The organism is Asinibacterium sp. OR53 (assembly GCF_000515315.1).
In the GTDB taxonomy this organism is placed as follows: Bacteria; Bacteroidota; Bacteroidia; order Chitinophagales; family Chitinophagaceae; genus Sediminibacterium.
This window is the reverse complement of sequence record NZ_KI911562.1, coordinates 2,822,956-2,842,519: the sequence shown is the minus strand read 5'-3', so window position 1 is coordinate 2,842,519 and position 19,564 is coordinate 2,822,956. Positions and strand designations below refer to the sequence as shown.

Genomic DNA, 19,564 nt, shown 5'->3' with positions numbered 1-19,564 from the left:
ACCTGGAACCGCAGGTGCGATTCCAGGTCTAAATTAATGCTTGGTTGCAGTTTTTGCTACTATTATTTTTTATCAGCCGCAGCAGCTTTGTTGATCGCAGCCGTCCATTCCATGCTGATAGAAGATTTTTCGATCTTCAGGTAGCTGCCGGGGTTTACTTCCAGCTGAAGGGTATTGTCTTCATTGATCTTGTTCACCGTACCGTGGATACCTGCAATGGTTACCACTTTATCGCCTTTCTGCATATTGTCGATGAACTTTTTCTGGTCTTTTGCTTTTTTCGCTTGTGGACGGATCATGAACAGCCAGAAAACAAGGATGATACCACCCATCAATACCAATTGCATCATGCCGCCGCCCTGTTGAGGGTTCGCCGCCAGTAAAACTGAATTCAGATAAAACATGTTGTTCTTTTTTTATTATTCTTGAATATCGCCCGTAAAGATAAGGTCGTGATTGTAACCATTGCGTGAATTTGTGGTAGCCAGTATACTTTTCCGAACCGTGCCCACATGCGCTTTTTTGCTATCGAAGGACCCCACCACTATGCCGGTATCGCCCGGGGCGATGGCTTGCTTGGTATAATCGGCAACCGTACAACCACAAACCGCTTTCACATCGGTGAGGTAAAGTGGCTGATGACCGCTGTTCCTGACGCGGAAACGGATATCGATCTGCTCTCCCATTTTGATGCTGCCGAAATTCACCACAGAATCCAGCCACTGTACGGTTGTATAATGAGCCGTATCGGCAGCGGGCTGCTGGTTTACTTTCACGGTATTATTGCAGGCCGACAAAAAAGCCGCCACGGTTGCACAGAACAGCATACCCGTCAATATCCGTTTCATAAGACTTATATTTTGTTTTTGTATTGTATCTTATTGATCTTCCCGGCTTCAGTGAGTTCCTTATGGATATTATCCAGGATACCATTTACAAACTGTCCGCTTTGCGCCGTACTGTATTCCTTGGCCAGGTCGATGTATTCGTTGATGGTTACTTTGGTAGGAATGGTTTCGAAGTAGAGCAATTCGCAAACGCCCATACGCATCAAAATCATATCCAGTATGGCAATACGCTCTGCATCCCAGTTCTTCAATTTGGGTGTAATGAGACTGGTGGTGTATTCTTTCTTTTCTAAAACGGTTTCCAGCAGGGTCTTCGCAAAGATCCATTTTTCTTCGCTCAGCATTTGCGAGAGGTGGAAAGATGCAGGCTTTTGCAAATAACTCATCATCAGTTGATCAATCATATCGGCGTCATCGTCCCAGTTGTTGAATAATTCTTCCACATGCGTGATAAAATGTTCATTGGGCAACATGAGATGGGTGAAGATCAGTTTCAGGATCTCTTTTTCGCTGTTCTTATCGCGGGAAGGCGTGGCAATATAAGTCTGGTATTGTTCCGTTCCGGTGAGGTCTTCATATATCTTTTTCACCAGTTCCCTGTCGATCAGTTGCTGGGGCATATCTTTTTCGACTGCCTTTTTAAAAGAATCGTCTTCCAGTATCTGCCAGAGGAGCTGGTTACCGGCAATTTTGGTGTTAACGTTGAGGTCGGCTTCGGTGGGCAGGTTGCGGGAAGCCCTTTTTTGGGCATTAACCTCGGCATAACGCGCCACTTCTGTCAGGAAATAAAGGAGGTAGACAAAAAGCTCCCGGCTCTTGTCGAGCTGTTTTTGAAGCTCTCCTACCGGTTGTTTAAAAGCCGGTATACCGTCTGCCGCTTCAATCATATACAGGAGCTGCATTACTTTTACCCGGATATTTCTTCTGCTGATCATATTTTCTAAGAACTCTGTTTGGGAGCGGCAAAGGTAGCGCATAAATAGGGCCATGCAAAATGTAATAGGTATATTTATGCCCCGGAAAATGAAAAATTGACAGGGTTAGCAAAACTTGGTGCATATTTGCGGGCGTTTCTGACAAAGGGACTTTACCGGGCACCCACAAATGAAGCCGACTGAAATTTTGGCTTAACTAATGGTGATGGCATGGAAATCGATGGGCAGAAGCATATTATTCACTCAATTATTAAAAAATCAATAACGTATGGCTAAGAAACTCAACGTTACACCTTTGCACGACAGGGTAATCGTTAAGCCTGCCGCTGCCGAAGAAAAAACTGCAGGCGGTATCATCATCCCCGACACCGCTAAAGAAAAACCCCAACGCGGCACTATTGTAGCTGCCGGAGCCGGTAAAAAAGATGAACCGATGACCGTTAAAACCGGCGACACCGTTTTATATGGTAAATATGCAGGAACGGAAATCCAGATCGAAGGACAGGATCTGTTGATCATGCGTGAGAGCGATATTCTGGCAATTGTTTAATTCGCCAATCCGGCAATCCGACAATGAGCCGATAAATACATTGTCAAATTATCTAATTATCAAATTGTCAAACTAATAACATGGCAAAGCAGATATTCTTCGATATCGAAGCAAGAAATAAAATGAAAAAAGGCGTTGACACCCTGGCCAACGCTGTAAAAGTAACCCTCGGTCCTAAAGGCCGTAACGTGGTTATCGAGAAAAAATTCGGTGCGCCTTCTATTACTAAAGATGGTGTAACCGTAGCAAAAGAAATTGAACTGGAAGACGCCATCGAGAACATGGGCGCCCAGATGGTAAAAGAAGTGGCTTCCAAAACTGCAGATATTGCAGGTGATGGTACCACTACCGCTACTGTACTGGCCCAGTCTATCATCAGCGAAGGTTTGAAGAACGTAGCAGCAGGCGCCAACCCGATGGACCTGAAGCGCGGTATCGACAAAGCCGTTGCCAAAGTGATTGAAAGCCTGAAAGCGCAATCACAGACTGTAGGTAACGACACCAAAAAAATTGAGCAGGTAGCTGCTATCTCTGCCAACAGCGATATGGAAATCGGTAAGCTGATTGCCCAGGCTATGAGCAAAGTAGGCAAAGAAGGTGTGATCACTGTAGAAGAAGCAAAAGGCACCGATACTACCGTTGACGTAGTAGAAGGTATGCAGTTCGATCGCGGTTATATCTCTCCTTATTTCGTTACCAACAGCGAAAAAATGGAAGCTGAACTGCAGAACCCCTTCATCCTGATCTACGACAAGAAGATCAGCGCTATGAAAGATATCCTCCACATCCTGGAGAAAGTAGCACAGAGCGGCCGTCCGCTCGTGATCATCGCCGAAGACCTCGAAGGTGAAGCACTCGCTACCCTGGTGGTGAACAAACTGCGTGGTACCATTAAAGTGGCTGCTGTTAAAGCACCCGGCTTTGGCGACCGCAGGAAAGAAATGCTCACCGATATCGCTATCCTCACTGCAGGTACTGTAGTAAGCGAAGAGCAGGGCTTCAAACTGGAGAATGCCGACCTCAGCTACCTGGGTCAGGCTGCTTCAATCACCATCGATAAAGACAATACCACCATCGTTGGCGGTAAAGGTAAAAAAGCCGATATCGTTGCCCGCGTAAACCAGATCAAAGCACAGATCGAGAATACCACTTCTGACTACGACCGCGAAAAACTCCAGGAGCGCCTGGCTAAACTGAGTGGTGGTGTGGCTGTACTGTATGTAGGTGCTGCTACTGAAGTAGAAATGAAAGAAAAGAAAGACCGCGTAGACGATGCCCTGCACGCAACACGCGCTGCCGTTGAAGAAGGCATTGTACCGGGTGGTGGTGTGGCTTATATCCGTGCCGTAGAAACCCTGGAAAAACTGAAAGGTGGTAACGAAGACGAGATCACCGGTATCCAGATCGTTAAACGCGCCATCGAAGAGCCCCTTCGCCAGATCGTTGCCAACAGCGGTATCGAAGGTTCTATCGTGGTACAGAAGATCAAAGAAGGCAAAGCCGATTTCGGTTTCAACGCCCGCACCGAGGTATACGAGAACCTGTTCAAAGCAGGTGTAATCGACCCTACCAAAGTAACCCGCGTAGCACTGGAAAACGCCGCTTCTATCGCTTCTATGCTGCTGACCACTGAGTGTGTGATCGCCGACAAACCCAAGCCTGAAGCTCCGATGCCTCATGGCGCACCTGATATGGGTGGAATGGGTGGATATTAATCAATACCTCACTATGAATAAAGTCCCTGTAACACAATCGTTACAGGGATTTTTATTATGCACCGATTCATCCTATATTTGTTCAATGCAGCACGATGATGATTTTGTGAAGTATTGGGCTGAAAACAGGGAAAAACAGAAAACAAGTATCCGACCCCTCCTGGTAGGCATGTCCTCCGGCTTTATGATAGGCATACTCATTTTGGTTAGTTTATCCTCCGGCTGGTACCAGCGCGCCGAAATGGTGGCCAATGCGAGCTTCAGTTCGGTGGTATTCATCCTGGCCATTTTATTGCTTTCTTTTTTCCTGGCGTTTTTCTACCGCAAGTTCCGGTGGGAAATGCAAGAGCAACGTTACCAGGAACTTATGGCAAAAAGAAACAGGTCGCATGCAGCCAACGAACCTGAAAAAGGGTCTTAGATTACAGCAACGCATTGAATTATTCGATCATAAAATAAAACTGACTGCCCTTCCAATGAAAAAGCTATTGTTCGCTTCGGTTCTTTTCCTTTCTCTATCCTCTTTATTGATCATTTCCTGTGGTAAGACCGATTCAGGCGCCTGCCAACCGGCATCTGTTGCCTCAGAAAAAAGCCAGATGGTGGCCTATTGTACTGCCAATAACATCAATTACACCGAGCACAGCAGTGGCATATTATACGAAATCGTCAGTCCCGGCTCCGGCTCCAGGCCAACCGTGGATTCTATCATCAGTGTGGTATATACCGGCAAGCTGATGAACAACACCACGTTCGACGCTGCAGCCAACCCCGTTACTTTCAGTCTGTCGGGTGTAATCGACGGTTGGAAAATAGCCATCCCCTTGCTGCAAAAAGGCGGCAGGATCAAAATGGTATTGCCTTCTTCACTGGCATATAGCTGCATGGGCTCGGGTGCCATACCCCCTAATTCACCTCTTTTTTTCGATGTAACCCTTACCGACGTCAAATCCAAATAGCTTCTATATATTACCCCCTTTCCCCTATCTTTGCCCACTCTAAAAAAACTGATTAAACCGTTACGAATATGCAACTGAAAGGTTTAGTGCGATTTTTTGCGATTGCACTGATTGTGATCTGCTTGTACCAATTATCTTTTACCTGGTTCGTCCACAGCCATGAAAACGCCCAGGATGCAAAAGCCGAAGCCTGGGTTAAACGCTTCCCTTCACCCGAAGTTAAATATCCCGGCAATAAGGAATTACAGGCATTGTATGCAGACAGTCTCGCTGAACTGAAAAAAGAAAGGTTGCAACGTTTGCTCGACAGCACCAAAGATACCAAGCTCGCTTTTGGTCTCACTACTTACAGCAGCGCCAAAGAAAAAGAACTGATGCTGGGTCTGGATCTCCAGGGTGGTATGAGCGTGACCATGGAAGTGGGGCTTGACGGTTTGATCAAATCACTGGCCAATTTCACCAAAGACGCACAGTTCAATAAAGCGCTCGACGCAGCCGTATTGCGCAAAGCCAATGGCGGCGCCGACCTCATCACCCTTTTCCGTGATGAATATTCCAAGTTAAACCCCACCGGTAAGCTGGCTCCTTTCTTTGCGGCCCGCAGCAACGGCAAGGTTAAGTTCGATGCCAGCGATGACGCGGTAGCGGGCTACCTGAAAGAACAGGCCACTGCTGCTTTCAACAACACCTACCGTATCCTGCGTACCAGGATCGACCGTTTTGGTGTGGCATCTCCCAATATCAACCCCGATCTTGCCAAAGGCATTATCAGCATTGAACTGGCAGGCGTCAACGATAAAGAAAGGGTAAGGAATTACCTCCAGTCTACTGCCAACCTGCAGTTCTTTGAAGTGTACACTTTTGAAAGCCGCGACCTGCAGAATGGCATCGTAGCGGCCGATAAAGCCGTGGAAGATTATCTCAACGGCAGCGCTCCAAAAGATACTGCTAAAAAAGCCGCTGTTGAAACAACCACAGCTACTGCCAAGGCAGATACCAACAAAACTGCCACGCTTTCAGGATTAGGCAACACACATGGAGAAACTGCCAAAGCCGATTCAAACAAGATCAATTCTAATAAGAATCCGATCGCGCGCTTATTGCAGTTTACGCAGCCTTACCAGGACAAAGGTGGCAAACCCATCTATCCTGCCGCTTTGGGTTATATCCAGGCAAAAGATACCGGCACGCTCAATGATTACCTGCGGATGGACCTGGTGAAGAACAAGTTCCCTTCCAACCTGGTATTCATGTACGGCAAAACCGAATCGGGCGATCCGAAGATGAAAAACATCCTGATGCTCTATGCCATCAAGACCCTCGACAACGGACAAGCTGAACTGGAAGGTGACCATATTACCAATGCTGCGCAGGATTACGACGAGCGCGGACGCATTGCCATCAAGATGAACATGGATAAGATCGGCACCAATATATGGGCAAAGATGACCACCCGCAACGTGGGCAAACCCATTGCCATTGTGCTCGATAACTTTGTATACTCTGCTCCGAATGTGAACGATCCTATTACCACCGGTAGTTCGCAGATCTCCGGAAGTTATACCATCAAAGAAGCGCAAGACCTTTCTGAAATCTTAGAAAGCGGTAAACTGCCTGCACCGGCCAAGATTGTGCAGGAGCAGCAGGTAGGTCCAACACTCGGTAAAGAATCCATCACCGGCGGCGGACTGTCGTTCCTCATTGCATTCATCGTGATCTTCGCCCTGATGCTGCTGTACTTCAATACTGCAGGCTGGGTAGCCAATATCGCGCTGATACTGAACCTGCTCTTCACCATTGGTGTGCTGAGCGCACTGGGCTTCACCCTTACTGCGCCCGGTATCGCGGGTCTGGTACTCACGATTGGTATGGCGGTAGATACGAACGTAATCATCTTCGAGCGTATCAAGGAAGAACTGAGCAGGGGCAAATCTTATCAGCTGGCTGTGAACGATGGCTACAAGCGTTCATTGTCACCCGTACTCGATGCGCACGTGACTACATTGCTCACCGCTATCATCCTGGCCTATTTTGGCCTGGGCCCGGTATTGGGCTTCGCTACCACACAGATCATCGGTATTTTGTTGTCGCTGTTCTGCGGTATCCTGGTATCGAGACTGATCACAGATTTCTACACCAATAAGAACCGCCACTTTGAATATTTCACCGGTATTTCAAAGCGCATTTTCAAGCATGCCGCTTTCAAATTCATCGAATACAGGAAGATCGCTTATGGTATTTCTGTTGTGATACTCATATTAGGTATCAGCACTTTCTTCAACGGGTTCGATGAGGGTGTGGAATTCTCCGGAGGCCGCAGCTATACCATCAAATTCGACCATGCTGTGAGCCAGTCAGAGATTACCGATGAACTGAAAAAGGTATTCGGCGAAGCGCCCATTATCAAAACGGTGAACTCTACGCACCAGTTGAACATCACAACATCTTACAAGATACACGAAACCGGCAACCACGTGGATTCGCTGGTAGAACAAATGTTGTTCAACGGCCTGCACAAACACCTGCCGCAGAACATCACGTTCAACGAGTTTGAAACCAAGTACAAGCAAAGCTCTCAAACGGTGCTGCCTACTATCTCGGATGACCTGAAGGCTGGAGCTACCAAAGCCACCATATTCGCCATCATCGCTATTTGTTTGTATATCTTCATCCGTTTCCGCGACTGGCGATATTCATTGGGTACCATTTTCTCTTTGCTGCACGACGTGTTCGTAACCCTCATCGTGTTCAGCTTCGCGCGTAAAGTTGTGCCCTTCCCGCTGGAGATCGACCAGCACTTCATCGCAGCCATCCTAACGGTGATCGGTTTCTCTATGAACGATACCGTGATCGTGTACGACCGTATACGTGAAGACAGCAAACTGTTGAAAGGCTCCAGCAATGCAGCCATCATCAACAGGGCCATCAACGATACGCTGAGCCGTACCGTTATGACTTCACTCACGGTATTCCTCACCATCCTGATCCTCTTTATTTTCGGAGGAGAAGTAACCCGTGGATTTGCGTTTGCGATGCTGATTGGTGTGGTAACCGGTACTTATTCGTCCATCTTCGTGGCAGCGCCGATACTGGTTGACTTTGCGAAGAACAAACCCCTGGGTAAAGACGAAACAAAAAAATAAACACAATTCTCAAAATGATAAAATCCCGCTGCACACACAGCGGGATTTTTATTGCACCTTTATAATCAAGTTTTATTTAACAAATATTAGCGTAATTTGCGCCTGAATAACCCTTGGTAAAGAAATTGTTACATATAGCCCAACGGGCGCTTCTGTTGTTAATGGCGTTGCAGATACTCAACCTGAGTACCAATGCCATTGATTTTCAGCCATTTCATACCACCAATCTCTATGAGTTCAATGACCTGAATACCATCATTGAATACGTAACAGAGATCGTCTTAGACCATAAGAACGCTTTCCCCGAATCGGAGCAGCAATCGACCAGCTCAAAAGCACAGTTTGAAAAGCATTCCAATATCAAGCTCTTCATCCCCGATGGGTTTGCTTTTTTGCAGAAAGAAGAAGAGCCACTAATCGATCATACTGCTTCGGTAATAGATCCTTATCGCTATCTCTTTTTCAAAGAGATCAATCCCCCACCCCCGAAGTGCTGATAACAGCATTTTTATACTAATATTTATTTTAGTTGAATAAATAAAGCATGATAGACCTTCCTGGCAGCGCCGTTACAAAGCCTGAAAACCAGGAAGTCTGTAATGATGATTTTGTAACTCTTGAACCCAAATCGAATATTTACATGAAAGTCTTTTACCGGATATTGCTGCTGGCGTGCTTGCTGGATGTTTCTGCTCTGGCAAATGCACAAAACCCGGCACCGGCTGCTCCTATAAAGGTAGATAGTACGAGTCTGACCCTGGATTCTGCAGAACAGATCTTTTTACGGAACAACCTCTTGTTATTGGCGCAACGCTATAATATCGATGCACAGAAGGCGTTGATCATCCAGGCGAAGCTTTGGCCCAATCCCAACCTCGCTTATGCGCGTGGCCCCATATTCGGCATCCACGATGAATCTTCCAATGTGGTAAACGCCGGTTTTTTCAATTATGCCGAAAACACCGCAGCCATATCGCAACTGATCTTACTGGCCGGCAAAAGAAATAAGCAGATCAGGATCGCCGAAGCCAATGCCAAACTGGCCGAATACCAGTTCTACGATCTGCTGCGCACACTGAAATATACTTTGCGTACCGATTTCTTCAATATCTATTACCTGCAGCGATCGGCCAAAGTGTACAACAAAGAGATCAGTGCTATGCAGCAGGTAGTAACTGCTTTTGAATCGCAGCAAGGCAAGGGATATATTGCAGAGAAAGAAGTAGTACGTATCAAAGCGCAGCTCTACAGCCTGCAAAGCGAATACAACGACCTCATTAACCAGATCAACGATACGCAAAGTGAACTGAGACTGGTAATGCAGGTAAAAAACGTGTATGTGTCGCCCATCGTTGATACACAAAAAAACGCCGCGCTCGACCCGGCCGCGTACAGTCTGACTACGTTGGTAGATACTGCTTTCAAAAGCCGTACAGACCTGAAGATCGCACGCGCCAATACCCAGATCAGCAAGCTGAACTACAATTACCAGAAAGCACTGGCGGTGCCCGATTTAACGGCTTCATTAGGGTACGACCGGTTAGGTAGTTATGTGCAGAATTTCCATTCGGTAGGCGTTTCCATGGACCTGCCCATTTTCAACAGGAACCAGGGCAATATCAAATCGGCCAAAGCGATGATCCAGGTGAACCAGACAATGGAGAAAAGCGTGGAAGCTTCGGTGGAAGAACAGCTATACAGGGCGCTGCAAAAAGCTTATGATAACAACAAACTGTATAAGAACATCGACCCCAAATTCTCCGGCGATTTCGACAGGCTGCTGAATGAAGTGCTGATCAACTACCAGCGCCGCAACATAGGCCTGCTGGATTTCCTGGATTTTTACGATGCCTATAAATCGAATACCCTGCAGATCAATTCCATCCAGTTCAACAGGGTAAGTGCGTTTGAAGACATCAACTTTTATACAGGAACTAATTTTTATAACTAGATCACCTACTACCAGAAATATTTTTTATGCAAAAGAAAATGCAATCATCTTTTATCACCACCGGTATCCTGATATTAGCCGCTGCGCTCGGAATGCAGTCATGCAAATCCAACAATGAAGCCAAGGCCGATGAAAGGGAAAAATACGTGATACCCGATTCTATTTTTAAAACCCTGGTGATAGATACGGTTTCCTCTGCTCCGTTTGTGAACTCGCTTACGTTAACAGGTAAAGTGTCGTTCAATGAAGACAATGTGGTGAAGATTTATCCCATGGTGAGTGGTAATGTACAAGACATTAAAGTGGCGCTGGGCGATTATGTGCAGGCCGGACAAACGCTGGCTGTTATCAAAAGCTCTGAGATGGCCGGCTTCAGCAATGACCTGGTGAACGCAGAAACCAACCTGCGGGTATCTAAAAAGAACCTCGATGCTACGCAGGATATGTTTACAAGCGGACTCGCATCGCAGAAAGACCTGCTGGCGGCAGAAGCGGCACACGAGCAGGCCAAATCGGAGCTGGCCCGTATCAACCGCGTGCTGAAGATCAATGGCGGAAATACACAAGGCGAATACGTGGTAAAAGCGCCGATCAGCGGTTTCATCGTGGAGAAATTTGCCACCAACAATATGGCCATCCGGTCTGACAATGGCGGCAACATGTTTACTATTTCAGATTTGAAAAATGTTTGGGTACAAGCCAATGTGTACGAATCGAATATCAGCCTCATTCACCTGGGTGAGAACGTAGACGTTACCACCCTAGCCTATCCCAACAAAGTGTTCAAAGGCAAAGTAGACAAGATGCTGAACGTGCTCGATCCGAATAACAAAGTAATGAAAGTGCGCGTGGTATTATCCAACCAGGATTATATGCTGAAACCGGAGATGTTTGCAAGTGTTACCCTTACCAATAAGGAAAACAAAGAAAATATCACCATCCCTACCAGCGCCCTGATATTCGATCACAGTCAGTATTATGTGCTGGTGTATCACAGCAAATCGGATGTACGGATCACCCCTGTTAAATTCATCAATACAGTAGGCGATAAAACCTTCATCTCTTCAGGCGTTGACAAAGGCGACAAGATCATTGCGTCTCAGGCTTTGTTGATCTATGGGTCTTTAAATAACTAACATTAAAATCAGTTGAGATGAATAAATTTCTGAAAGGCGTCATAGCTTTTTCACTGAAGAATAAATACTTCATTTTATTTGTTTCGGTGTTGCTGGTGATCGTGGGTGTGATCACATTCCGTGATATGCCCATTGAAGCATTCCCCGATGTTACCAATACCGAGATCAGTATCATTACACAATGGCCGGGCAGAAGTGCTGAGGAGGTAGAAAAATTCATTACCATCCCCATCGAAATTGCGATGAACCCGGTTCAGCAAAAAATGAGTCTTCGTTCGAGCAGTATATTCGGACTGTCTTTTGTTAAGCTGATCTTTGAAGATGGCGTAAAAGACCCTGCGGCGCGCCAGCAGGTAATGAACCTGCTGGGTAATGCCAACCTGCCCAATGGTATTTCCCCTTCGGTGCAACCGCCTACCGGTCCTACTGGAGAGATTTACCGTTATACTTTGCGCAGTAACCTCCGCGATGAGCGCGAACTGAAAACCATGCAGGACTGGGTCATCGACAGGCGCCTGCGGGCTGTGCCGGGTGTAGCCGATATCGTGAGCTTTGGCGGCCGTACCAAAACCTATGAAATACAGGTGGATCCCGGTAAATTATACAATCTTGGTATCACGCCTTTGGATGTGTTCAACGCCGTTCAAAAAAGCAATATCAATATCGGCGGTGATGTGATCATACAGAACAACCAGTCCTATGTGGTAAGAGGTATTGGGTTGCTCGACAATATCAACGAGATCAAGAACATCATCGTTGAAACCAATAATGGAGTACCCGTATTGGTGAAGGATGTGGCTACTGTGGAGATATCCAATATGCCCCGCCTGGGACACGTGAGCCGCTCCGACGCCATTGTTGATTCGGCTGGCCGCCGCTCCAGTACCGATGAAGCCGATGTGGTAGAAGCCATTATCCTGATGCGTAAAGGAGAGAATCCTTCGAAAGTAGTAGATGCGGTGAAAGCGCAGATCAAAAAACTGAATACTACTGTATTGCCGCAGGATACGAAAATTGTTCCCTATTACGATCGGGCCGACCTGATCTCTTATGCCACCAATACGGTATTGCATAACCTTACAGAAGGTATACTATTGGTAACCTTGCTCGTGTCGTTGTTCATGTTCAACTGGCGTACCACATTGATCGTATCGATCATCATTCCTATGGCCCTGTTGTTTGCCTTTATCTGTCTGCGGTTGATGGGGATGAGCGCTAACCTGCTATCGCTCGGCGCTGTTGACTTTGGTATCATCATCGACGGTGCAGTGGTAATGGTGGAAGGCATGTTCGTAGTGCTCGATCATAAGGCGCGGGACATGGGCATGGAACGTTTCAATAAGATCACCAAAATGGGCATCATCAAAAACAGCGGCGGTCAATTGGCCAAAGCTATTTTCTATGCCAAAGTGATCATCATCACAGGACTGCTGCCCATTTTCGCTTTCCAGAAAGTGGAAGGTAAGATGTTCTCACCCCTGGCCTATACCCTTGGCTTCGCTTTATTAGGGGCGTTGATCACTACGCTTACATTGGTACCGGTGCTCATCAATATGCTGCTTAGAAAAAATGTTCGTGAAAAGCACAATCCCATTGTGCATCATCTCACCGGTTTTATGCTGAATGGTTTTGCACTGGCATTCAAAAGAAGGAAACTGGTCATTCCACTGGCTTTTATAGTGATGTGTTTCGGCCTCTATTCTTTCAGACACCTGGGTACTGAATTTCTTCCCGAATTAAATGAAGGATCGATCTGGCTCAGGGTGCAGTTACCTTATAGTGTATCGCTCGACAAATCGGTGGAAATATCCAAACAGGTAAGGGATATATTGATATCGTTCCCGCAGGTGAAACATGCCGTATCGCAAACGGGCCGTCCGGATGATGGTACGGATGTAACCGGGTTTTACAACAATGAATTCGATGTGATATTGTATCCCAGCGAAGACTGGAAGCCGAAAATTTCCAAAGAAGAGCTGATAGACCAGATGAATGCCAAACTATCGGTAATTCCCGGCGCCAACCTCAACTTCTCACAACCCATCATGGATAATGTGGAAGAAGCGGTATCGGGTGTGAAAGGGTCTATCTGTGTGAAAGTGTACGGCGATTCGCTGGATTATATGGAAGGAAAGATCAACGATGTGTACAATATCTTAAAGAAAGTAAAAGGTATTGAAGACCTCGGCGTCATCCGTAACATTGGCCAGCCGGAGCTGGACATCAACCTCGATCAACAGAAGATGGCGCTCTATGGTGTGGCTACAGCCGATGCCAATGCCGTGATTGCCATGGCCATCGGCGGACAAACCGCTTCTACTCTTTATGAAGGCATCAAAACCTTTGATATCCGTTTACGCCTGCCGGAAGCATTCAGGAAAACACCGGATGATATCGGCAACCTGTTGGTGCCCACGCAATCGGGCTCCAAAGTGCCGATCAAAGAGATCGCCTCCATCTCAGAAAAAACCGGCCCCTGCCTGATCTTCCGCGACGACAACGAACGCTATTCTGCGCTCAAGTTCTCCATACGCGGAAGAGATATGGGAAGCACCATTGCCGAAAGCCAGGAAAAGGTGAACGCCAAAGTGCAGGTAAAAAGAGGTTATCGCATGGCATGGCAGGGTGATTTCGAGAACGAACAGCGCGCTTCGAAAAGACTGGCCATGGTAGTACCCATCAGCCTGTTGCTGATATTCCTGCTACTGTTTACCATGTTCGGGAATTTCAAAGACGCGGGACTGGTCTTCCTGAACGTACCCTTTGCCATTGTAGGTGGTATATTCGCCCTGCACATTACAAACACCAACTTCAGTATCTCGGCAGGTATCGGTTTCATTGCCCTGTTCGGTATTTGTATACAGGATGGTGTGTTGCTGATCACGGTATTCAAACAGAACCTCGATCACATCAAAGGGCAAACGGCATCGCTTTACAATGCTATTAAGCTGGGAGTGAATTCGCGGATACGACCCGTAATGATGACGGCGCTGATGGCGGCGATCGGCCTATTCCCTGCGGCGATCTCTCACGGCATCGGTTCGGAAAGCTCCAGGCCGCTGGCCAGGGTGGTGATCGGAGGTATCCTCTGTGCCATGATCTTCTCGCTGTGGGTATTCCCGCTGATCTTCAGATTGGCCTACAAAAATGTAGACACCAAACATGTGGATCCTGCTGAAACTGAAAACACAACAAATGCCCAATAATTTCCCTTGTTCCCCATGTTGAAGCATGGGGCAAAGTCAGGAAGAGTTTTTAATAAAAAAGGAGGCGAATGGCCTCCTTTTTTTATTATTTCATTAAGACAGGATTATACTGCGAAGGAAGTGCCGCAACCACAGGTTTTGCTGGCATTGGGATTGCTGAAAGTGAATCCGCGGCTGTTGAGTCCGCCTTGCCAGTCCACCTCCATTCCGTGCAGGTACAACTGGTGGCTCTTGTTCATGATGCAGGGAATGCCTCCGAGTTCAAATGACATATCATTGGCATCGGGCTGGTCAAAACCCAGTATATAAGTCATGCCACTGCATCCGCCGCCTTTTACGCCAATGCGTAATTGCTGACTCCGATCAAACCCGGCTTCTCCCATTAAACGTTTCAATTCTTCAATGGCGCCGTCTGTTAAGGTCACCGGAGGTATTGTTGCTATCGTTTCCATAAGCATCTTTTGTATATGCAAATATACGAAACCTTCTATTCACCAACTACCACCATACAACCTTACTTTTGCCAAAAACAACCGATGCTCGATACCACCATTCTTTTTACCGTGATCATCGCCCTCATGATCGCTGCATTCCTGGCCTGGCTGTTCTACCTGCAACGAAAGAACAAAAGAGAAGAGCTGAAAACCAAATCCAACAGCACTTCCCTGCCTTTGCAGGCTTATGAACGCCTGACCCTGCTGGTTGACCGTATTGCCATTCCCAACCTGGTGAGCCGCACCAATACCGGCGGACTTACCGCGCAGGAAATGCAACTGATTCTGATCAAAACCATTCGTGATGAATTTGATTATAATGTAACACAACAGATTTACGTGAGCCGGGAAGCATGGAATGCGGTGAAGCAATTAAAAGAAAAAAACCTGCTGCTCATTAACCAGGTGGCCAATGCACTTCCTGCGAACGCAACGGGACAGGAACTGAACCGGTCATTGTTGCAATACCTGATGCAGGACCCTAAAGCAGATTTTCACGAGATCGTAAGCGAAGCGCTGAGTTACGAAGCCAAAAAGTTGTTATGAGTGAAAAAAAATTAACTACCGATAGCGGTATAGCCATAGAGAAAGTCTATTACCCTTCTGATGTGCCGCAGGGAGAAGCGAATGAACATCCTGGTGAGTACCCTTATACCCGCGGCGTGCAGGCCGATATGTACCGGGGTAAGCTGTGGACGATGCGACAGTACGCAGGTTTTTCCACCGCAGAAGAAAGCAATAAAAGATACCATTACCTGTTGTCGCAAGGCGTGATGGGATTGAGCGTTGCTTTCGACCTGCCTACGCAGATCGGTTACGACAGCGACCATCCGCTTGCCGAAGGTGAAGTAGGAAAAGTGGGCGTTGCCATCGACAGCCTGGAAGACATGGAAACTTTATTCAAAGGTATCCGGCTGGAAGATGTGAGTACTTCCATGACCATCAATGCCACGGGTTTTATATTGCTGGCATTTTATGTTGCACTCGCTAAAAAACAGGGAGCCGATCTGAAAAAGATCACCGGCACCATCCAGAACGATATCCTGAAAGAGTATGCAGCCAGGGGCACTTATATCTATCCGCCCCAACCATCCATGCGCATCATCACCGATATTTTTGAATGGTGCAGCCGGGAATTACCCCGCTGGAATACCATTTCGATATCGGGTTATCATATCAGGGAAGCCGGCAGTACTGCTGTGCAGGAGATCGCTTTTACCCTCAGCAATGGCAAAGCTTATGTTCAGGCAGCCCTTGAAAAAGGACTGGATATCAATGTTTTTGGAAAGCGATTGTCTTTCTTCTTCAATGCCCATAACCACTTGTTCGAAGAAGTGGCCAAATTCAGGGCTGCCCGCAGGATGTGGGCGAAAATGATGAAAGAACTCGGCGCTACCGATGAGAAAGCCCTGATGCTCCGCTTCCATACCCAAACCGGCGGCGCTACCTTAACAGCCCAGCAGCCTCTCAACAACATCAGCCGGGTAACCATACAAACCCTGGCTGCAGTATTGGGTGGTACACAAAGTCTGCATACAAACGGGTACGATGAAGCCCTGAGTCTCCCTACCGAAGAAGCGGCTCGCATTGCATTGCGCACGCAGCAGATCGTTGCCTATGAAAGCGGCGCTCCTGATACGGTGGATCCGCTGGCCGGCAGTTATTTTATGGAATCACTTACAGCAGAAGTGGAAGCCAAAGCCTGGGAATTGGTGCACAAGATCGACGCGCTTGGCGGAAGTGTGCATGCCATTGAACAGGGTTTCATGCAGGATGAGATTGCCCGGAGCGCTTATGAATACCAGCGTCACATTGAAAGCGGTGAAAAGATCATTGTAGGCGTGAACAAGTTCACGGTTGACAAAGAAGAACCCGTTCCCGGTTTCAAGATCGACGATACCATCCGCACTGTTCAGACAGAAAAACTAAACCGTTTAAAAGCAAAGCGGGATAACGAAAAAGTGCAGGCCTGCCTGGCCAAGATCCAAACGGCTGCCCATGGCAACGAAAACCTGCTGCCATGGGTAATTGAAGCCGTGGAACAAGATTGTACACTGGGTGAAATTGCAGACACCCTGCGTAAGGTCTTTGGAGAGTATAAATAATATCAGCTCAATACCACGATCAATGCATAGATCACACCGGGTATCCAGAACAACAACGTAAGCACCAGGCTCAGCCAGAATTTACCGTTGATAACGCCTTCTTTCAGGTAAACAGCCAATGGAGGCAATAATATAGCCAGGATAGCCAGTAATACCGTATTGGTACTGGGCTCGGCATTGGCCTTTTTAGCCGCTTTGTATTCCTTGATCATCATTTTGGCTTCGGCTACACGCGCTTTCCTGTCAACCCTTGATAAACTTTTGAATTCACGGATCGCATCGGTAACGACCACATCGTTGAACTTGATTTCTTTGTCGGGAGCAGCAGCAGCGTCCTTTGTTGTTTTTTCCGGATCTGTTGTAGCTACAACAGCGGCAGCATAACCGCCGGTAAGACCTAATTGAGCAATAAGGAATGTGCAGAGGAGCATTCTTTTCATAAGATTGGTTTTAGAGATGTCAAATAAAGCTTCACTAATATAAACAAAACCAATGATATTCAAAATGAATTTTAATGATATTAGTGTTACATTCATCCTTTATTATCAGACCCCATAAAATGTTCCGCATGAGAAAAAAGACCTTGGTTATTTTCCTGTTTTTTGCATCTGCCGTTTCTGCGCAACAGATACCCGCGAACTACTCTAAATTAGTGACAGATGTGACGCCTAAAGTTGTTGAATGGCGCCGTTATTTTCATGAACATCCCGAATTATCCAACCGGGAAGTCAATACAGGCGCCTATATAGCCAGTTATTTAAAATCGTTGGGATTGGAAGTGAAGTCCCCTATTGCCCGTACCGGCGTAGTAGCTGTTTTAAAAGGTGGCCGCCCGGGTCCGGTGGTAGCATTGCGCGCCGATATCGATGCCTTGCCGGTAACAGAACGTACGCCTGTTCCCTTTGCTTCCAAAATAACCACTTCTTACGGCGGACAAACCGTGGGTGTTATGCATGCATGTGGCCATGATTCGCATATTGCTATGCTGATGGGTACTGCTACCGTTCTGAAACAAATGCAGCAGCAGGTACCCGGCACTGTGGTATTCCTGTTCCAGCCTGCCGAAGAAGGCGCTCCCGGTACTGAAGAAGGTGGTGCACCCCTGATGATCAAAGAAGGGGCGCTGGACAATCCCAAGGTAGAAGCGGTATTCGGATTACACATTGCTGCCAGCATACCCGTAGGAGAAATATGGTATAAATCCGGCGCTTTCATGGCTTCTTCCGATTGGTTTACCATCAAAGTGAAAGGCCGTGGTGCGCATGGCTCTGCACCCTGGATGGGCATTGATCCGATTACCACCGCTGCTCAGATCATCGAAGGCCTGCAGCATATTGTGAGCCGCGAGTCAGATATTACAAAGGCACCTGTTGTAGTCAGCGTAGGCGCTATTCATTCAGGCGTGCGCAGCAACATCATTCCCGAAACATGCGAAATGATCGGCACCATTCGCACGCTCGACAGCAAAATGCAGAAAGAAGTGCATGAACGCATCAAGAACACCGCAGAACATATTGCCGCCAGTTGTGGCGCTACTGCTGAAGTAACCATTGAAACGAAAACACTGGTTACTTATAACGATCCTGCATTGGTGAAGAAAACCCTTTCTTCTTTAGTAACTGCCGCCGGTGCAGATAAGACAAAAGAAATGAACTGGATCACCGGCTCTGAAGATTTTTCCTATTACGGAGAGAAAGTACCTTCTTTCTTTTTCGATCTGGGTGCATTGCCCAAAGGCAAGGATCCGAAAACAGCGCCTTCACATCATACAGCCGATTTCTATATCGATGAAAGCGGTTTTGATGTAGGTGTAAAAGCATTCTGCCAATTGGTTTTCGATTACGCCAAAACCAAATAACTGCATCAACGGGCGCCGAATAACAGACTGCCGATCCTTACCAGGGTACTGCCTTCTTCGATGGCAATGGTATAATCACTGCTCATGCCCATGCTCAATACAGACCAGGGCTGTTGTGTATTTTTATACCGATCGAACAAAGATTTGAGGGTGTGGAATTCTTCGCGCAATTTGGAAGTGTCGTTGCTGAAGCTGGCCATGCCCATCAATCCTTTTACCTGTACGTGTTGCAAGGTATCCAATGCAGCTATTACTTCGCTTAGTTCCTGTTCATCGAGTCCGAACTTGGTTTCTTCCTGTGCAATATGCACTTGCAGTAAACAATTGATCTTTCTATTGCATTTGGCGGCTTGCTTATCGATCTCTTTGAGCAGCTTAAAACTATCTACGCCATGTACCAGGTGCACAAAGGGCGCTATGTATTTTACTTTATTGCTTTGCAGGTGGCCAATAAAATGCCAGCGGATGTCTTTAGGCAGTATCGCTTCTTTCTCAGTCAGTTCCTGTACGTAGTTTTCACCGAAATCACGCTGTCCCAAATCGTACAGCGTTTGAATATCGGCTGCGGGTTTGGTCTTGCTCACTGCTACCAGTGTAGTATGACTGGATGATAGGGTTCGTAAAACAGATTGGTATTGGGCAATATCCACCGGCATGAAAGGGT

The 19,564-nt window shown here is 47.0% G+C and carries 18 protein-coding genes; 12 read left to right on the top strand and 6 right to left on the bottom strand.

What is annotated here, in order from left to right:
• Positions 1 to 62 precede the first annotated feature (62 nt).
• From yajC to nusB, 3 genes are read right to left on the bottom strand one after another with little or no spacing between them, the layout of a single operon-like run.
• Positions 63 to 404 carry a preprotein translocase subunit YajC gene (gene yajC / locus SEDOR53_RS0112700; RefSeq protein WP_037326523.1) on the bottom strand — a complete coding sequence of 114 codons (342 nt, stop codon included), beginning with the start codon at positions 402 to 404 and terminating at the stop codon, positions 63 to 65.
• 15 nt (positions 405 to 419) lie between these two features.
• Positions 420 to 848, bottom strand: coding sequence for a DUF1573 domain-containing protein (locus SEDOR53_RS18615; RefSeq protein ID WP_051416634.1), 429 nt, complete (start codon positions 846 to 848; stop codon positions 420 to 422).
• A 5-nt stretch (positions 849 to 853) separates the two neighbouring features.
• Entirely contained in the window at positions 854 to 1,783 is a 930-nt protein-coding gene (nusB, locus tag SEDOR53_RS0112690) for a transcription antitermination factor NusB (protein ID WP_026770062.1), read from the bottom strand.
• A 268-nt stretch (positions 1,784 to 2,051) separates the two neighbouring features.
• Between nusB and groES the strand changes: the two genes are divergently transcribed.
• From groES to SEDOR53_RS17925, 9 genes are all read left to right on the top strand, one after another.
• Positions 2,052 to 2,333, top strand: coding sequence for a co-chaperone GroES (gene groES / locus SEDOR53_RS0112685; protein ID WP_026770061.1), 282 nt, complete (start codon positions 2,052 to 2,054; stop codon positions 2,331 to 2,333).
• 80 nt (positions 2,334 to 2,413) lie between these two features.
• The gene (gene groL / locus SEDOR53_RS0112680; protein WP_026770060.1) at positions 2,414 to 4,048 is read left to right on the top strand and encodes a chaperonin GroEL; all 1,635 of its coding nucleotides are present in this window, start codon (positions 2,414 to 2,416) and stop codon (positions 4,046 to 4,048) included.
• Positions 4,011 to 4,469, top strand: a complete 459-nt coding sequence (locus SEDOR53_RS19255; protein WP_051416633.1) for a hypothetical protein — start codon at positions 4,011 to 4,013, stop codon at positions 4,467 to 4,469. The genes groL and SEDOR53_RS19255 overlap by 38 nt, the downstream gene beginning before the upstream one ends.
• Positions 4,438 to 5,007, top strand: coding sequence for an FKBP-type peptidyl-prolyl cis-trans isomerase (locus SEDOR53_RS18895; RefSeq protein ID WP_198018922.1), 570 nt, complete (start codon positions 4,438 to 4,440; stop codon positions 5,005 to 5,007). The genes SEDOR53_RS19255 and SEDOR53_RS18895 overlap by 32 nt, the downstream gene beginning before the upstream one ends.
• 68 nt (positions 5,008 to 5,075) lie before the next feature.
• Positions 5,076 to 8,150: a protein translocase subunit SecDF gene (secDF, locus tag SEDOR53_RS0112665; protein WP_026770058.1), complete on the top strand. Its 3,075-nt coding sequence runs from the start codon at positions 5,076 to 5,078 to the stop codon at positions 8,148 to 8,150.
• 113 nt (positions 8,151 to 8,263) lie between these two features.
• Positions 8,264 to 8,647, top strand: coding sequence for a hypothetical protein (locus tag SEDOR53_RS0112660; RefSeq protein WP_157576817.1), 384 nt, complete (start codon positions 8,264 to 8,266; stop codon positions 8,645 to 8,647).
• Positions 8,648 to 8,694: 47 nt separating this feature from the next.
• The gene (locus tag SEDOR53_RS0112655; RefSeq protein ID WP_051416631.1) at positions 8,695 to 10,101 is read left to right on the top strand and encodes a TolC family protein; all 1,407 of its coding nucleotides are present in this window, start codon (positions 8,695 to 8,697) and stop codon (positions 10,099 to 10,101) included.
• Between the two features lie 26 nt (positions 10,102 to 10,127).
• On the top strand, positions 10,128 to 11,237 hold the full coding sequence (locus SEDOR53_RS0112650; RefSeq protein WP_026770055.1) for an efflux RND transporter periplasmic adaptor subunit: 1,110 nt from the start codon (positions 10,128 to 10,130) through the stop codon (positions 11,235 to 11,237).
• Positions 11,238 to 11,254: 17 nt separating this feature from the next.
• On the top strand, positions 11,255 to 14,443 hold the full coding sequence (locus tag SEDOR53_RS17925) for an efflux RND transporter permease subunit (protein ID WP_051416630.1): 3,189 nt from the start codon (positions 11,255 to 11,257) through the stop codon (positions 14,441 to 14,443).
• A 104-nt stretch (positions 14,444 to 14,547) separates the two neighbouring features.
• On the opposite strand, the gene SEDOR53_RS0112640 is transcribed toward SEDOR53_RS17925, so the two are convergent.
• Positions 14,548 to 14,895, bottom strand: a complete 348-nt coding sequence (locus SEDOR53_RS0112640; RefSeq protein WP_157576815.1) for an iron-sulfur cluster assembly accessory protein — start codon at positions 14,893 to 14,895, stop codon at positions 14,548 to 14,550.
• A gap of 15 nt (positions 14,896 to 14,910) precedes the next feature.
• Between SEDOR53_RS0112640 and SEDOR53_RS0112635 the strand changes: the two genes are divergently transcribed.
• Positions 14,911 to 15,483 carry a hypothetical protein gene (locus tag SEDOR53_RS0112635; RefSeq protein ID WP_232214774.1) on the top strand — a complete coding sequence of 191 codons (573 nt, stop codon included), beginning with the start codon at positions 14,911 to 14,913 and terminating at the stop codon, positions 15,481 to 15,483.
• Positions 15,480 to 17,042, top strand: coding sequence for a methylmalonyl-CoA mutase (locus SEDOR53_RS0112630; RefSeq protein ID WP_026770052.1), 1,563 nt, complete (start codon positions 15,480 to 15,482; stop codon positions 17,040 to 17,042). Before SEDOR53_RS0112635 ends, SEDOR53_RS0112630 begins: the two co-directional genes overlap by 4 nt.
• A gap of 2 nt (positions 17,043 to 17,044) precedes the next feature.
• Here the strand turns inward: SEDOR53_RS0112630 and SEDOR53_RS19250 are convergent, their stop codons facing one another.
• On the bottom strand, positions 17,045 to 17,482 hold the full coding sequence (locus SEDOR53_RS19250; protein WP_198018920.1) for a YqaE/Pmp3 family membrane protein: 438 nt from the start codon (positions 17,480 to 17,482) through the stop codon (positions 17,045 to 17,047).
• A 128-nt stretch (positions 17,483 to 17,610) separates the two neighbouring features.
• Between SEDOR53_RS19250 and SEDOR53_RS17920 the strand changes: the two genes are divergently transcribed.
• Positions 17,611 to 18,900 carry an amidohydrolase gene (locus SEDOR53_RS17920; protein WP_037361233.1) on the top strand — a complete coding sequence of 430 codons (1,290 nt, stop codon included), beginning with the start codon at positions 17,611 to 17,613 and terminating at the stop codon, positions 18,898 to 18,900.
• A gap of 5 nt (positions 18,901 to 18,905) precedes the next feature.
• Here the strand turns inward: SEDOR53_RS17920 and SEDOR53_RS0112615 are convergent, their stop codons facing one another.
• Positions 18,906 to 19,556, bottom strand: a complete 651-nt coding sequence (locus SEDOR53_RS0112615; RefSeq protein ID WP_026770050.1) for a YggS family pyridoxal phosphate-dependent enzyme — start codon at positions 19,554 to 19,556, stop codon at positions 18,906 to 18,908.
• Between the last annotated feature and the right edge of the window lie 8 nt (positions 19,557 to 19,564).

Excerpts from the sequence above, each read along its gene's own strand:
- nusB (WP_026770062.1), bottom strand. The coding sequence starts at position 1,783 with ATGATCAGCAGAAGAAATATCCGGGTAAAAGTAATGCAGCTCCTGTAT.
- SEDOR53_RS0112630 (WP_026770052.1), top strand. The coding sequence starts at position 15,480 with ATGAGTGAAAAAAAATTAACTACCGATAGCGGTATAGCCATAGAGAAA.
- SEDOR53_RS0112615 (WP_026770050.1), bottom strand. The coding sequence starts at position 19,556 with ATGCCGGTGGATATTGCCCAATACCAATCTGTTTTACGAACCCTATCA.
- SEDOR53_RS18895 (WP_198018922.1), top strand. The coding sequence starts at position 4,438 with ATGCAGCCAACGAACCTGAAAAAGGGTCTTAGATTACAGCAACGCATT.
- SEDOR53_RS0112640 (WP_157576815.1), bottom strand. The coding sequence starts at position 14,895 with ATGGAAACGATAGCAACAATACCTCCGGTGACCTTAACAGACGGCGCC.
- groES (WP_026770061.1), top strand. The coding sequence starts at position 2,052 with ATGGCTAAGAAACTCAACGTTACACCTTTGCACGACAGGGTAATCGTT.
- SEDOR53_RS0112635 (WP_232214774.1), top strand. The coding sequence starts at position 14,911 with ATGCAAATATACGAAACCTTCTATTCACCAACTACCACCATACAACCT.
- SEDOR53_RS0112655 (WP_051416631.1), top strand. The coding sequence starts at position 8,695 with ATGATAGACCTTCCTGGCAGCGCCGTTACAAAGCCTGAAAACCAGGAA.
- SEDOR53_RS19250 (WP_198018920.1), bottom strand. The coding sequence starts at position 17,482 with ATGAAAAGAATGCTCCTCTGCACATTCCTTATTGCTCAATTAGGTCTT.
- SEDOR53_RS19255 (WP_051416633.1), top strand. The coding sequence starts at position 4,011 with ATGGCGCACCTGATATGGGTGGAATGGGTGGATATTAATCAATACCTC.
- SEDOR53_RS18615 (WP_051416634.1), bottom strand. The coding sequence starts at position 848 with ATGAAACGGATATTGACGGGTATGCTGTTCTGTGCAACCGTGGCGGCT.
- yajC (WP_037326523.1), bottom strand. The coding sequence starts at position 404 with ATGTTTTATCTGAATTCAGTTTTACTGGCGGCGAACCCTCAACAGGGC.
- SEDOR53_RS17920 (WP_037361233.1), top strand. The coding sequence starts at position 17,611 with ATGAGAAAAAAGACCTTGGTTATTTTCCTGTTTTTTGCATCTGCCGTT.
- secDF (WP_026770058.1), top strand. The coding sequence starts at position 5,076 with ATGCAACTGAAAGGTTTAGTGCGATTTTTTGCGATTGCACTGATTGTG.
- SEDOR53_RS0112650 (WP_026770055.1), top strand. The coding sequence starts at position 10,128 with ATGCAAAAGAAAATGCAATCATCTTTTATCACCACCGGTATCCTGATA.
- groL (WP_026770060.1), top strand. The coding sequence starts at position 2,414 with ATGGCAAAGCAGATATTCTTCGATATCGAAGCAAGAAATAAAATGAAA.
- SEDOR53_RS17925 (WP_051416630.1), top strand. The coding sequence starts at position 11,255 with ATGAATAAATTTCTGAAAGGCGTCATAGCTTTTTCACTGAAGAATAAA.